Raw genomic sequence first — 13,555 nt, forward strand, 5'->3', positions numbered from 1 at the left:
CATCAGATACGGACGGGTTCGATATGGCGACCGGCAGCGCGAAGTGGGTCTATGCCTTCGGCGACGGCAAAGCGGAGGGCAAGTCGCAGATGCGCGACCTCCTCGGCGGCAAGGGGGCCAACCTGGCCGAGATGTGCAACCTCGGCCTTCCGGTACCGCCCGGCTTCACCATCACCACCGAGGTCTGCACCTACTATTACGATCACGGGAAGGCCTACCCGCCGGAGCTGAAGGACCAGGTCGCCGCCGCGCTGACCCAGATCGGCACCCTCACCGGCCGCAAGTTCGGCGATGCGTCGAACCCGCTGCTGGTCTCGGTCCGCTCGGGCGCCCGGGCGTCGATGCCGGGCATGATGGATACGGTTCTGAATCTTGGCCTCAACGACCACACCGTTCTGGCGCTGGCCAAGGAGGCCGACGACGAGCGCTTCGCCTACGATTCCTACCGCCGCTTCATCACAATGTACTCGAACGTGGTGCTGGGCGTTGAGCACCACGCCTTCGAGGAGGCGCTGGAGCACTACAAGGAAGGCAAGGGCTACGATCTCGATACCGAGCTCGGTGCTGAGGATTGGAAGACCCTGATCCAGACCTACAAGAAGATCGTCCGCGACGAGCACGGCTCCGATTTCCCACAGGTCGCCGAGGACCAGCTCTGGGGCGCGATCAGCGCGGTGTTCAATTCCTGGATGATCCCGCGGGCGAAGAAGTACCGCGAGCTGAATAGCATCCCGGAGAGCTGGGGCACGGCCGTCAACGTCCAGGCCATGGTGTTCGGCAACATGGGCGATACGTCGGCGACCGGCGTCGCCTTCACCCGCAACCCCTCCACCGGCGAGAAGGCGCTCTACGGCGAGTTCCTGATCAACGCTCAGGGCGAGGACGTGGTGGCGGGCATCCGCACGCCGCAAAACATCACCGAGAAGGCCCGGATCGAGGCCGAGAGCGACAAGCCTTCCATGGAGAAGGCCATGCCCGAGAGCTACGCGGAGCTGACCCGGATCTACGAGATCCTGGAAGCGCATTACCGCGACATGCAGGACATGGAATTCACCATTGAGAAGGGTAAGCTCTGGATGCTCCAGACCCGCAACGGCAAGCGCACCGCCAAGGCGGCCCTGCGCATCGCCGTGGATCTGGCCGGCGAGGGGCTGATTTCCCGCGAGGAGGCGATCGGCCGGGTCGAGCCCTCGGCCCTCGACCAGCTCCTGCACCCGACGATCGACCCGAAGGCGGACCGCAAGGTCATCGCCTCCGGCCTCCCGGCTTCCCCTGGGGCGGCGACCGGTGAGATCGTGTTCAATTCTGAGGACGCCGAGGCGCTGCGCAAGGCCGAGCGCAAGTGCATCCTGGTGCGGATCGAGACCTCGCCCGAGGACATCCACGGCATGCACGCCGCCGAGGGCATCCTCACCACCCGCGGCGGCATGACCAGCCACGCGGCCGTGGTTGCCCGCGGCATGGGCAAGCCCTGCGTCTCAGGCGTCGGCTCGATCCGGATCGACTACAAGGCGCAGACCCTGAAGGTCGGCGACGCCACCCTGAAGGCGGGCGACCGGATCACCATCGACGGTTCGACCGGGCAGGTGATCCAGGGCGAGGTGAAGATGCTCGAGCCCGAGCTGTCGGGCGACTTCGCGACCCTGATGGAATGGGCCGACCAGTTCCGCGGCATGAAGGTGCGGGCCAACGCCGACACCCCGACCGATGCCCGCACCGCGCGGAATTTCGGCGCCGAGGGCATCGGCCTGTGCCGCACCGAGCACATGTTCTTCGAGGGTGACCGCATCATCGCGGTCCGCGAGATGATCCTGGCCGACGATACCGAGGGCCGGCGCGCGGCGCTGGCGAAGATCCTGCCCTATCAGCGGCAGGATTTCGTCGAGCTGTTCACGATCATGTCCGGCCTGCCGGTGACGATCCGCCTGCTCGATCCGCCGTTGCACGAGTTCCTGCCGCACACGGATGCCGAAGTGGCCGAAGTCGTGAAGGCGACTGGCGTCTCGGAGGACAAGATCCGCCACCGGATGCGGGAATTGTCCGAGCACAACCCGATGCTCGGCTTCCGCGGCTGCCGCCTGGCGATCGCCTTCCCGGAAATCGCCGAGATGCAGGCCCGGGCGATCTTCGAGGCCGCGGTCCAGGCAGCCGCCGATACCGGGAGCCCGGTCACCCCCGAGGTGATGGTGCCGCTGGTCTTCACCCGCACCGAGTTCGACATCGTGAAGGCGCGGATCGACGCCATGGCCAAGGCGGTGTCCGAGGAGAAGGGCGCCACCCTGAATTACCAGGTCGGCACCATGATCGAGCTGCCGCGGGCGGCGCTGAAGGCCGGCGAGATCGCGCAGACCGCCGAGTTCTTTTCGTTCGGCACCAACGACCTGACGCAGACGGCGCTCGGCATCTCCCGCGACGACGCGGCGACCTTCCTGGGTCCCTACACCCAGAAGGGCATCCTGGCGGCCGACCCGTTCATCACCATCGACCAGGAGGGCGTGGGTGAGCTGGTCCGCATCGGTGTCGAGCGCGGCCGGGCCACCCGTCCGGACATCAAGCTCGGCATCTGCGGCGAGCATGGCGGCGACCCGGCCTCGATCGGGTTCTGTCAGGAGGTCGGGCTCGATTACGTGTCTTGCTCGCCCTACCGGGTGCCGATCGCCCGCCTCGCCGCGGCCCAGGCCGCCCTCGGAAAGGTGCTCGGCAAGGAAGGCTGAGCCGACCGAATGCACAGGTATCGGGGGCGGTCTTCCGCTCCCGATACCGACAATCAACCAAGCACAGACGAATGACCGTTGATAATCGCTGTCGACGGTTGAACTCAGTCCACAGCTGCACGTTTAATGATTGAGCCGACAGGCGGCGTGCGGTGCCCATCGCTCTGTCCCGGACCCCGCGTCAGGCGCCAGAATCACCGCCCATGATTCCACGCAGCTCCGCTCCGCTCTATGCCGGCACCGCCAACGCGGCCCCCGTTCCACGCGCCGCCGTGCGGGCCTATCTCGCAACGGTCGCGGGCCTCGGCGCGATCGTGACCGCCGTGATGCTGATGATGTCGGTGGCGGCCAATAGCGGTGGCGAGGCCGAGCGCATCGCCGACACGCAGGATGACGGCTACGCCGCGACTCTGGTCTCCGCCCTGGCGATCAACCTGTCCAAGCCGCTTCGGTAAGCGCGGCCTTCTCCAACGTCTGACGCATCAGCGCGTCCCGCGCGTCGCCGAGCCGGTGAAACGTGCGGCGGTGAGCTCGTCGCCGGGGCTCTTCGCGCTGAACCTGGTCGCGACCGGTCCGGGCTTCGCCGCCACGACCGCGTCCGGTGCCGCTTCGCGGATGCGGGTGGCCGCGACCCGAACCGGCACGCCCCGGCCGGCCGGAGCCGCCACAGGACCGGCGGACGCGGCCTCGAACAGTGAGCGCAATTGTGCTTTCGCGTCGGCATCGGCGGCCACCAGCGGACGCCGCGGCGCGGGCTCGGCAGGCACGTCGCGGATAAGGGCGCGGCCTGCGCTCGGCGCGGCCAGGTTGGCCATACCACCATCAAGCGCGGCGAAATGGACCGGACGCGGTGGAGGCAGCGGCATGGTGATGGCGGCGGCTGCGACCGCGCCGAAATCGTATGGCCGGCGAGGCGGCAGGGGCGCCAGGACGGCGGATGCGACCTCGTCCGAGGCTGGCTTCTCGACGGTGAGCAGGGCGCGCGCGTCGACCGGCTGGCTCGCACCGGCATTGGCCTGATCGGGGCGGGCGAGGGTGTTGCGCAGCGCGTCGTCGGCCGTCGGCGCCGCGTAGGCCAGGGCGGCGCGGGTGCCGACCGGATCCTGCGGATCGGCGCTCGCCACGGCGACCACCGGGGCCTGCCGGCCGCGCTTCGCCACGGGTGCGGGCGGCGGTGCTGCTGCCGGCTCGGGTGCTGAGGAGCTGCCGCCGAACAGGCTCGCCAGGAACCCGAACAGGCCGGGCCCGTCCTCTTCCTCGCCGCTCGCCATCTGGGTGGTCAGGCCCGCCACGGTGCCGCCCCGGGCCAGGATCTCGGCCTTCGCCTCCTCGTAGCGGGGGAAGGGGCGGTTGTCGCTCGCCAGGTGGACCGTCTTGCCGTCCGGGAACAGGCGGGCGAGCTGGTCGTGGGTCATGCGCGGCCACATCCGCACCGAGCCGACGTCGAGATGGACGAAGGGCGTGCCGGCATACGGGTACCAGCCCACGCCGCCACGCTGCATCTGGAGCCCGACCTCGCGGATCCGATCGATCGAGACCTCCGGCAGATAGAAGTCCATCGCCTTGCCGAGCATGTGCTGGCTGAACTCGGCGACCATCCGCGACCGCCGCCGCAGCATCGCGTTGGTGCCGGGCGAGCGATAGGCCGAGACCACGTGGATCGGCTGGGTCGCGCCGACCTGCCGGTAGGCCTCCCAGACCGTGTCGAACAGGCGCGGATCCATCTTGATCGGCTCGTTCACCCGCCAATCGCGCAGCAGCCAGTTCAGCTGCTCGAGCGCCGTACGGTCGTAGCGGCCATCGCGCTTGAACGTGATGGTCGCGCTCTCCTTGGTGTGGGTGTGGAAGATCGTGAGCGAGCGTGTATCGCCGTTGGCGACGGCGTTCTCTGTCTCGGCCGCGCCGGCGATCAGGCCGAGCGTCGCGCCGCACAAAGCGAGGACGAGATGGCGGGCGGTTCTGCGCAGGCTCGGCACGATGGTCCTGATCCTCTCCCGAACCCGCGAAGGGCATTCGGCGGATATGCGGTCGAGGCGGTCGGCCCGCGGGGCCGAAGCCATGTCCCTTCGCCGAGTGTGCGAGGGAAACGGCTAAGGCTGGACCGTGGCGAAATCGTGCCCGGCTGTGCGCCTGCGCACCCGAGAGTTAAGGGCGCAGGCTTGGAGTGAACCTACCACCAGCCCCGCGAGACCGGCGCCGGCGCGGGCGTCCACAGGCCGGGCTCGCCGTATTCCGGTGCGCTGTCGGCGCGGGCGGCACGGCGGACGTGACGGCGCGGCGAGTCGTAATTGTCGTAGCGCGCGCTCGGCTCCGGTTCGGCGTAACGGCGGGGACGCGCAGCCTCGCGGCGGGGCGCCGGACGAGCCTGGGCAACCGGTGCGGCGTCGGGCTTCCGGCGCGCCTTCTCCTCCGGGAGCTTGGCGATCGCCGGTCCGCCGCCGCCGGGCAGGCCGAGTGCCGCGCGCATCGGGGCATCGTAGCCGTAGAGGTCCGGCAGGGTGCGGAACGTGCCGCCGTCGTCCACGTAGGCGGTGAAATAAGCGAGGTGGACCGGCAGCTTAGCCGGCAGCCGGATCGTGCGCTCGCCCTTGCCGATCAACTTCTTCAGCCGCGCCTCGGACCAGTCCGGCAGGACTGCGTCGGCCAGGCGGAACGGATCGTCCACGCGGACGCAGCCATGGCTGAAGTCGCGCTTGGCCGCCGAGAACAGCGAGCGGTTCGGCGTATCGTGCAGATAGACCGCGTGCTGGTTCGGGAACATGAACTTGATGAAGCCGAGCGCGTTGCGCTCCCCCGGCGGCTGGCGCAGCGAGACGTGGCCGCCGCGGCGCACCACCTCGTAGCCGCCCCAGGTTTTGCCGCCGTAGCCCGCGAGCTTCGGCGCCATGGTCTTGAGGATGGAGGGCGGCACGTACCAGGACGGGTTGACCACCGCGTATTCCATCAGCCCTGAGAAGAGCGGCGTGCGCGATTCCGGCTTGCCGACGATCACCCGGGCCTCGTCGCGCAGGCTGCCGCCGCGATAGGCGCGCAGGCGGTATTCCGGGACGTTGACCAGGATGTAGTCCGATCCGAGGTCCCCCGGCAGCCAGCGCCAGCGTTCCATGTTGACGATCAGCTCGGCCTCGCTGCCGCTCGCCCGCGCCGGGCGGCCGGCATCGGCGAGCGCCAGGACGGTCTGGACGTTGAGCACGCCGTTTCCAGGCAGCCCGCGGCCGCGCTGGAACTTGGCGACCGCGTCGGACACGACGGAATCGTATTCCTCCGGCTCGCCTGGCGGGCGGTCGAGGGTGCCGGCCGGGCGCGTCTCAAGGCCGAAATGCGCGCGCAGCAGCGGCACACGCGAATCGCGCATGCCCACCCGCAGCGCGGGACCAGGGGGCAGGCGTAGGGGCTTCACGGCGGCGGCAGGCGCCGGCCCGCGCAAGCTCGCGAGCCGCGCCTTGAGCGCCAGATAGCCGGCCGTAGCCGGGTTATAGCCCTGCAAGGCGTCGCCCGCCTTCACGCCGGCATCGGAGAGCTTGGTCAGAACCGCATCGGCGGTCGGCAGGTCGAGCTGCGGGGTGATGAGACGGGAGATCGACGCGAGGTTGACCCGGCCGCCGCGGGCGTCCCGGGCGTAGACCAGGGCCGCCGCCGAGAAGCGGAGATCGGCATCGGCCACGGCCTTGTCGTCGGGTTTCTCGGTGAGGTTCGGGACCGCGTAGGCCCGGGCATCGAGCCCATCCTCGTCGGCGGCGGCCAGGCGGGCCGAAACCGATTTGGCGGCTTCCGTCCAGGCCCCGTCGGCGATCCAGAGCGGCTTGTAGGCGCGGGCCTCATAGAAGGCCCGGATCCCATCGCGGTCCTTGCCGGTGAGCCGCAGCAGCAGCGGCGCGGACTCGCCGAACCGCGCCAAGACGGCCACGGCGAGCGAGTCGGTGGGAACGACGGGTGTCGTCGCCACCGGGGCCGGGGCCGGCTCGGCCTTCGGCGCCTCGGGCTTGTAGTCGGGCAGCGCGGTCGAGACCGGATCGGCCCCGGCCGGCTCCGGCTGCGGAGCCGGTTGCGGGGCCGGTACGGGCGCGGGCTCGGGCGGGCTCGCCGGGGTGCCGAGGGTCGCCGGATCGAGCGCCGCCGTTTCGGCGCTGAGCGCGCCTGCCGAGGCCAGCGTTCCGGTCATAAGGGCGGCCAGCGCGACGAGGCTGGAGCGCGGGACGCGCATCGTGATCTCCCGGGACGCGGCGGCAGAGCCGCACGCTCAGATTGTGATTATCCGCTCAAGCGTGGCGTTGAGCAACTGCAGTCTTCGTCAGGTAAAATTTAGTTCTGATGATGTGACATCTGATGGAAATGTCACAGGAAGCGTAATGGATTGGTCGGATCCGCGAGATCCACAGGTCCGCGGAGGTCTTCCGAACGCCGTCGGGTCCGGAACGGCACGGTGCGCTAGCACACCCGGCCGCTCAGGCGGCGTCCTCGGTCTTCTCGTCGCCCTCCAGACCGAGGTCCTTCAGCTTGCGGTAGAGGGTGGATCGGCCGATTCCGAGGCGGCGCGACACCTCCGACATGCGTTGCCGATAGAATTGAAGCGCGAAGCGGATGATCTCCGCTTCCAGCACATCCATGGTCTTCATCTCGCCGGTCTCCTCGGTGACCAGCGACATGGCATGGGGATCCCGAACCTCGATGCGGACGATCTCGCGCACCGGCTCCGGCGCGTAGGCCGGCATCTGCGGTTGGGTCGGCGCCGCCGGAATGCGGACATCGAAGCCTTCGACCTGGGCGGCAATCTGCGGAAACTCGGCCACGGTCAGCTCGTCGCAATCGGCGAGCACGACGGCGCGGAACAGCGCGTTCTCCAGCTGGCGGACATTGCCGGGCCAGGGATAGCGCGTCAGCAGGGCCATCGCCTCCGGGGCGATCGCCCGCACCCGCTTGCCTTCCTCGGCGGAAAACCGGGCGCAGAAGGAGCGCACCAGATCCGGGATGTCCTCCCGGCGGGCGCGCAGGGGCGGCAGGGTCATGGGGAAGACGTTGAGGCGATAATACAGGTCCTCGCGGAACTTGCCTTCCTTCACGAGGTCGAGGAGCGAGCGGTTCGTTGCCGAGATCAGCCGGATATCGACCCGGACCGAGCGCTTGCCGCCGACGGGATCGACCTCGCCCTCCTGGAGCGCACGCAGCAGCTTCACCTGGGCGTCGAGGGGCAGCTCGCCGATCTCGTCGAGAAACAGGGTGCCGCCCGAGGCCTCCACGAACTTGCCGGCGTGTTTCTCGGTGGCGCCGGTGAACGCCCCCTTCTCGTGGCCGAACAGGGTGGACTCCACGAGGTTCTCGGGGATCGCCCCGCAATTGACTGTGACGAACGGCTTGCCGCGCCGGTCGCCCGAGCCCTGGATCGCGCGCGCCAGCACCTCCTTGCCGACGCCGGATTCGCCCTCGATCAGCACCGGGATGTTGGATTTGGCCGCCCGCTCGGCGAGGCGGATGACCCGCTCCATGTCCGGGCTCTTGGAGGTCAGGTCCTTGAAGGTCAGCGCCCCGGAGGCGCGGCGGCGCATGCGGCGCACCTCCTCCTCCAGCACGTCGACCCGCAGCGCATTCTTGATCGAGACCTGCAGGCGCTCGGCGCCGGCCGGCTTGACCACGAAATCGACGGCACCCGCACGCATGGCGGTGACCACGGCGTCGATCGAGCCGTTCGAGGTCTGGACGATCACCGGCGTGTCGAGGCCGCTGCTGCGCATCTCGGCCAGCACCCCGAGCCCGTCGAGGCCCGGCATCACCAGATCGAGAAGCACCACGTCCACGCCCTCGGTCTTCAGCACCGTCAGGGCGTCCGCTCCGGTCTCCACAACCCGCGCGTTGAAGCCGAACCGGCGCACCGCCGCCTCGGCGAGGCGACGCTGAACCGGATCGTCGTCCACGATGAGGATTGTGGTGGACATGGCGGCTCCCTGCACGGCGCGTCAGGCCCGGATACGGCGCGGGACCGGCCCGCGCCGCACCGCCTGAGTCGGCGAGTGTTTCGTTTCGAACCGTAGGGTGACCCAGAGACGTAAAGTGGCGCTTAACGACGTTTGCGCCGTGTCGTCACCGTGCCGGATGCGTCCGGGCGACCGGCCACGTTGAACGCGTGGCCGCGCGCTCGATATCAGGGTACGGGTCTGACACCCCCCAAAAGGATTGCGAGACATGATGCCGAGCACCACCGCTTCGCCGGTGAACGTCCGTCTGCCGGAGGGCGTGAGCGCCGCACGCGCCGCCGCCAAGGCCGTCGACCTCGGGCATCTTCCGGAATGGGATCTGTCCGACCTCTATCCCGGCATCGAGGCGCCGGAATTTTCCGCCGACATGACCCGGGCCGAGGAGGAATGCCGGCGCTTCTCCGAGACCTATGCCGGCCGCATCGCCGCGCTGGCCTCCGCGCCGGACGCGTCGGAGCGTCTCGCCGAGGCGGTCCGCGCCTATGAGGGGATCGAGGATCTGCTCGGCAAGCTGATGTCGTTTGCCGGTCTGGTCTATTCCGGAGACACCACCGACGAGGCCGGGGCCAAGTTCTACGGCGACACCCGCGAGCGGCTGACCGACGCCTCGGCCGACCTGCTGTTCTTCGCCCTCGAGCTGAACCGGGTCGACGACGCCGTCATGGATGTGGCGATGGCCCAGGGGCCGCTTGCCCATTACGCGCCCTGGATCGAGGACCTGCGCCGCGAGAAGCCCCATCAGCTCGACGACCGCACCGAGAAGCTGTTCCTCGAAAAATCCGTTACCGCGAATGCGGCCTGGGACCGGCTGTTCAACGAGACGATCGCGGCCCTGCGCTTCACGGTCCAGGGCGAGCAGATGCCCCTCGAACCGACTCTGAACAAGCTGCAGGACCCGGACGGCGCGGTCCGCAAGGAGGCGGCCGGGGCGATCAGCGAGGTTCTGCGCAGCAATCTGCGCGTGTTCACGCTGATCACCAACACCCTGGCCAAGGACAAGGAGATCTCGGACCGCTGGCGTGGCTTCAAGGATGTCGCCGACGCGCGCCATCTCGCCAACCGCGTCGAGCCGGAGGTGGTTGCGGCTCTGGTCGATGCCGTGCGGGAGGCCTATCCGCGGCTCTCGCACCGTTATTATCGGCTGAAGGCGAGATGGTTCGGGCAGGACGCGCTGCCCTACTGGGACCGGAACGCGCCGCTGCCGAAGGTCGAGCAGCGCACCATTCCCTGGACCGAGGCGCGCGATACGGTCCTGTCGGCCTACGATGCCTTCTCGCCAAAGATGGCCGGCATCGCGAAACGCTTCTTCGACGAGAGCTGGATCGACGCGCCGACTCGGCCCGGCAAGGCGCCGGGCGCCTTCGCGCACCCGACCGTGCCGTCGGTCCATCCCTACGTGCTGGTGAATTACCAGGGCAAGCCGCGGGACGTGATGACGCTCGCCCACGAGCTGGGCCACGGCGTCCACCAAGTGTTGGCCGGTCCGAACGGCGCCCTGATGGCGCCGACGCCTCTGACGCTGGCCGAGACCGCCAGCGTGTTCGGCGAGATGCTGACCTTCCGCAAGCTGCTCGCGGCGACCACGGACACCACCCAGCGCCGGGCCATGCTCGCCGCCAAGGTCGAGGACATGATCAACACGGTGGTGCGCCAGATCGCGTTCTACTCATTCGAACGGAAGGTCCATCTGGCCCGCGCCAAAGGCGAATTGACCAGCGATCAGATCAACGCCCTATGGCTCTCGGTCCAGGCCGAATCCCTCGGGCCGGCCATCACGCTGGATGCGGGTTACGAGCCGTTCTGGGCCTATATCCCGCACTTCATCCACTCGCCGTTCTACGTCTACGCCTACGCGTTCGGCGATTGCCTGGTGAACTCGCTCTACGGAGTCTACGCGCAGGCGGAGCCGGGCTTCGTCGATCGCTACTTCGCCCTGCTCGCTGCAGGCGGCTCGAAGCCCTACGGGGAATTGCTCGCCCCGTTCGGGCTCGACGCGAAGGACCCGGGCTTCTGGCAGATTGGCCTGGGGATGATCGAGGGGATGATCGTCGAACTCGAGGGGATGGAAGGCCAGGGCTAACCGACGCCCGAGCTGGCCTCCGTGATGTTATGTACAACGTATAACATCACGGAGGCGATCATGAAGCTCGAGGTCAAACGCGTCGGCAATTCGACCGGTCTGATCCTACCGAAGGATTTCCTAGCGAAGCTCAATCTCGCGCAAGGCGATTGGCTCTACGTCACCGAGAAAGCCGATGGGTCCGTGCGGTTGTCGCCCTACGACCCAACCTTCGAGAAGGGGATGAAGGTCGCCGAGAAGGCGATGAAGACCTATCGAAAGGCCTTGTCGGAACTCGCCAAATGACAGCCGATCGTCAGATCGTCTGGGTCACGAGCGAGCTCGTGACGGCGATTCATGCCCTGCAGTCGAAGCAATTCGGCGGCCCGGCCGGCCTGCGCGACGAAGGCGCCCTCGAACCAGCGCTTGGCCGACCCGTCAATCGCGAAGCCTATGCCAAGGACGGTGCTGATATCGACCTTGCCGAACTCGCGGCTGCCTATGCCTTCGGCATCGCCAAAAACCATCCGTTCATCGACAGTAACAAACGGGCTGCCCTCTTGGCGCTCGTGACGTTTCTTGGGCTCAACGATATCGATTTCGTGGTCGACGAGGCTGAAGCCGTCGTGATGATACGGGGCCTCGCCGCCGGCGAGATCGACGAATTCGGCCTGACCCGGTGGATCCGGGACAACTGGCCCGCCGGCTGAGCCGCCGCGGCGCAGCGACCCGGCGGTCTGGTACGCCGACCGCAGAGGCTTATGTCCGGACCAGCATCGAGGAAGATCCTGGACAATGGCCGAGACCGATCGCGAAGCCAATCGCTTCTCCGCGCGCGCGGGGCGCTACGCCAGCGTGGGCGCCAATGTCGGCGGCGTCGCCGCCCGCATGGCCATGTCCCGGCTGTTCGGCAAAGAGGGGACGACCAGCGCCGCCGCCCTGGCGCAGGCGCTCGGCGGCCTGAAGGGGCCGATCATGAAGGTGGCGCAGCTGCTCGCCACGATCCCGGACCTGCTGCCGCCCGAATACGCCGCCGAGCTTCAGAAGCTGCAGGCCGACGCGCCGCCCATGGGCGCGGCCTTCGTCAAGCGGCGGATGCAATCCGAGCTGGGGCTGGGCTGGCAGGAGCGGTTCGGCAGCTTCGACCTGAAGCCCGCCGCCGCGGCCTCGCTCGGCCAGGTGCATCGCGCTTCCACCAAGGAGGGCGAGCGGCTGGCGTGCAAACTCCAGTACCCGGACATGCAATCGGCCGTGGAGGCCGACCTCAAGCAGCTGGAGATCGCCTTCGCGCTTCATCGGCGGATGAACAGCTGGCTCGACACCCGTGAGATCGCCAAGGAGATCGGCGCGCGGGTGCGCGAGGAACTCGATTACGAGCGCGAGGCCAAGCATGCGAGCCTCTACGGAGAGGTGCTCAAGGATATCGACGCGGTGCGCGTGCCGCGGGTCTTTCCCGATCTGTCGACCAAACGCCTGCTGACCCTGGGCTGGCTCGACGGCGACAAGATCTTGGGCTTCGCCGAGGAGCCGGTTGAGGTGCGCAACCGCATCGCGCAGGCGATGTTCAAGGCATGGTGGCACCCGTTCAGCCGCGCCGCCGTCATCCACGGCGACCCGCATCTCGGCAATTACACCGTCTTCTCGGAGGGTGGCGAGGCCGCCGGCATCAACCTGCTGGATTACGGCTGCGTCCGGATCTTCCATCCCCGCTTCGTCGGCGGCGTGGTCGACCTGTATCGCGGCCTGCTGGAGGAGGACGCGGCCCGAATCGTCCATGCCTACGAGGTCTGGGGCTTCAAGAATCTCGACAAGGGGAAGATCGAGATCCTGAACATCTGGGCGCGCTTCATCTACGGGCCGCTCCTGGAGGATCGCACCCGCACCGTGGCGGACGGGGTGAAGCCCGGCGAATATGGCCGGCGCCAGGCGTTCCAGGTGCACCAAGCCCTCAAGGAACGCGGCCCGGTGACGGTGCCGCAGGAATTCGTATTCATGGATCGCGCCGCCGTCGGCCTCGGCGCCGTGTTCCTGCATCTGCGCTCGGAACTGAACTACCACCGCCTGTTCGAAGCCGAGATCGAGCACTTTTCGCTGGAGACGCTCGGCGAGCGGCAAAGCCAGATCCTGGCCCAGGCCGGACTGCCGAAACCGGCGTAATCGCCCCCCGGAAGTCCATCGAGAGGGCGATCAACTTGCGTGCGTCCGATTGCGGCAGGAAAACGCTTGAGCTACATCCCGGGGTGACCATAAGAAGTCGCATCCAAGGGAAACGAGCGCACGATGGCCGACAGTGAGACGGTGGCCGGGCACACCTACAGCCCGGCGATGGACGCCAACACCCACGAGCAGACCTACCGCGGCTTCGTTCGCTTCGTCGAGATCGGTACGGGCGTCGTTATTTGCTGGGTCCTGGCGCTGGCCGTGGGCGGTATCCGCGAAGCTTGGCTGCTCGCGATTCTCAGCGTGATCGTATCGGGTGCGGCCGGCGCCGTCGGCGCCCTGGCCCCGGCCATCGGCTGGCGCGGCCCCCTCGTCGTCGGGATCCTGCTCTTCCTCTATCTCGCCTTCGCCTGAGACCGCGGAAGCGATCGCTCGCCCCTGGCCATCCTCCTGAAAGGCGGTTGCCGGCTTTCAGGGCGCCACGCTGCGCTCGGCCGATGAACGGTCCCATGACGCATTGAAGCGTGGCAGTCCGCGCGACAGGCCACGGGTTACATTCGCTCTGGTTCCATCAGCGCAACGTTCATTCGCGTCTCGAAAAGCCGTGCCGGTTCGCGCATTCGAGAGGCCAAGCTTATTCAGGGGAAGCCTCG

At 68.1% G+C, this 13,555-nt stretch carries 10 protein-coding genes; 7 read left to right on the forward strand and 3 right to left on the reverse strand.

The window, feature by feature from the left end:
* The first annotated feature begins 23 nt into the window (after window positions 1-23).
* A complete protein-coding gene (gene ppdK, locus AKJ13_RS11150) occupies window positions 24-2,714 on the forward strand; it encodes a pyruvate, phosphate dikinase (protein ID WP_050733403.1) in 2,691 nt (896 codons plus the stop codon).
* A gap of 203 nt (window positions 2,715-2,917) precedes the next feature.
* Complete coding sequence (locus AKJ13_RS11155) at window positions 2,918-3,169, forward strand: hypothetical protein (protein WP_050733404.1); 252 nt, start codon at window positions 2,918-2,920, stop codon at window positions 3,167-3,169.
* 27 nt (window positions 3,170-3,196) lie between these two features.
* On the opposite strand, the gene AKJ13_RS11160 is transcribed toward AKJ13_RS11155, so the two are convergent.
* The 3 genes from AKJ13_RS11160 to AKJ13_RS11170 form a co-directional block, all read right to left on the reverse strand.
* Window positions 3,197-4,690 carry a DUF882 domain-containing protein gene (locus tag AKJ13_RS11160; protein ID WP_050733405.1) on the reverse strand — a complete coding sequence of 498 codons (1,494 nt, stop codon included), beginning with the start codon at window positions 4,688-4,690 and terminating at the stop codon, window positions 3,197-3,199.
* Window positions 4,691-4,884: 194 nt separating this feature from the next.
* Window positions 4,885-6,918: a L,D-transpeptidase family protein gene (locus AKJ13_RS11165; RefSeq protein ID WP_050733406.1), complete on the reverse strand. Its 2,034-nt coding sequence runs from the start codon at window positions 6,916-6,918 to the stop codon at window positions 4,885-4,887.
* Window positions 6,919-7,159: 241 nt separating this feature from the next.
* Window positions 7,160-8,644, reverse strand: coding sequence for a sigma-54 dependent transcriptional regulator (locus AKJ13_RS11170; RefSeq protein ID WP_050733407.1), 1,485 nt, complete (start codon window positions 8,642-8,644; stop codon window positions 7,160-7,162).
* Between the two features lie 247 nt (window positions 8,645-8,891).
* Here AKJ13_RS11170 and AKJ13_RS11175 point away from each other — a divergent pair, with 247 nt between their 5' ends.
* The 5 genes from AKJ13_RS11175 to AKJ13_RS11195 all read left to right on the forward strand — a co-directional run bounded on the left by AKJ13_RS11175 (window position 8,892) and on the right by AKJ13_RS11195 (window position 13,316).
* Entirely contained in the window at window positions 8,892-10,763 is a 1,872-nt protein-coding gene (locus AKJ13_RS11175; protein WP_050733408.1) for a M3 family oligoendopeptidase, read from the forward strand.
* A gap of 60 nt (window positions 10,764-10,823) precedes the next feature.
* Window positions 10,824-11,048: an AbrB/MazE/SpoVT family DNA-binding domain-containing protein gene (locus tag AKJ13_RS11180; RefSeq protein ID WP_050733409.1), complete on the forward strand. Its 225-nt coding sequence runs from the start codon at window positions 10,824-10,826 to the stop codon at window positions 11,046-11,048.
* Window positions 11,045-11,452 carry a type II toxin-antitoxin system death-on-curing family toxin gene (locus AKJ13_RS11185; protein ID WP_050733410.1) on the forward strand — a complete coding sequence of 136 codons (408 nt, stop codon included), beginning with the start codon at window positions 11,045-11,047 and terminating at the stop codon, window positions 11,450-11,452. Before AKJ13_RS11180 ends, AKJ13_RS11185 begins: the two co-directional genes overlap by 4 nt.
* 85 nt (window positions 11,453-11,537) lie before the next feature.
* Window positions 11,538-12,899, forward strand: a complete 1,362-nt coding sequence (locus AKJ13_RS11190; RefSeq protein ID WP_050733411.1) for an AarF/ABC1/UbiB kinase family protein — start codon at window positions 11,538-11,540, stop codon at window positions 12,897-12,899.
* Between the two features lie 123 nt (window positions 12,900-13,022).
* A complete protein-coding gene (locus AKJ13_RS11195) occupies window positions 13,023-13,316 on the forward strand; it encodes an aa3-type cytochrome c oxidase subunit IV (protein WP_007563693.1) in 294 nt (97 codons plus the stop codon).
* Window positions 13,317-13,555 lie beyond the last annotated feature (239 nt).

The sequence above is a fragment of the Methylobacterium sp. ARG-1 genome (assembly GCF_001262595.1).
In the GTDB taxonomy this organism is placed as follows: domain Bacteria; phylum Pseudomonadota; class Alphaproteobacteria; order Rhizobiales; family Beijerinckiaceae; genus Methylobacterium; species Methylobacterium brachiatum.

Excerpts from the sequence above, each read along its gene's own strand:
- ppdK (WP_050733403.1), top strand. The coding sequence starts at position 24 with ATGGCGACCGGCAGCGCGAAGTGGGTCTATGCCTTCGGCGACGGCAAA.
- AKJ13_RS11155 (WP_050733404.1), top strand. The coding sequence starts at position 2,918 with ATGATTCCACGCAGCTCCGCTCCGCTCTATGCCGGCACCGCCAACGCG.
- AKJ13_RS11165 (WP_050733406.1), bottom strand. The coding sequence starts at position 6,918 with ATGCGCGTCCCGCGCTCCAGCCTCGTCGCGCTGGCCGCCCTTATGACC.
- AKJ13_RS11170 (WP_050733407.1), bottom strand. The coding sequence starts at position 8,644 with ATGTCCACCACAATCCTCATCGTGGACGACGATCCGGTTCAGCGTCGC.
- AKJ13_RS11175 (WP_050733408.1), top strand. The coding sequence starts at position 8,892 with ATGATGCCGAGCACCACCGCTTCGCCGGTGAACGTCCGTCTGCCGGAG.
- AKJ13_RS11180 (WP_050733409.1), top strand. The coding sequence starts at position 10,824 with ATGAAGCTCGAGGTCAAACGCGTCGGCAATTCGACCGGTCTGATCCTA.
- AKJ13_RS11185 (WP_050733410.1), top strand. The coding sequence starts at position 11,045 with ATGACAGCCGATCGTCAGATCGTCTGGGTCACGAGCGAGCTCGTGACG.
- AKJ13_RS11190 (WP_050733411.1), top strand. The coding sequence starts at position 11,538 with ATGGCCGAGACCGATCGCGAAGCCAATCGCTTCTCCGCGCGCGCGGGG.
- AKJ13_RS11195 (WP_007563693.1), top strand. The coding sequence starts at position 13,023 with ATGGCCGACAGTGAGACGGTGGCCGGGCACACCTACAGCCCGGCGATG.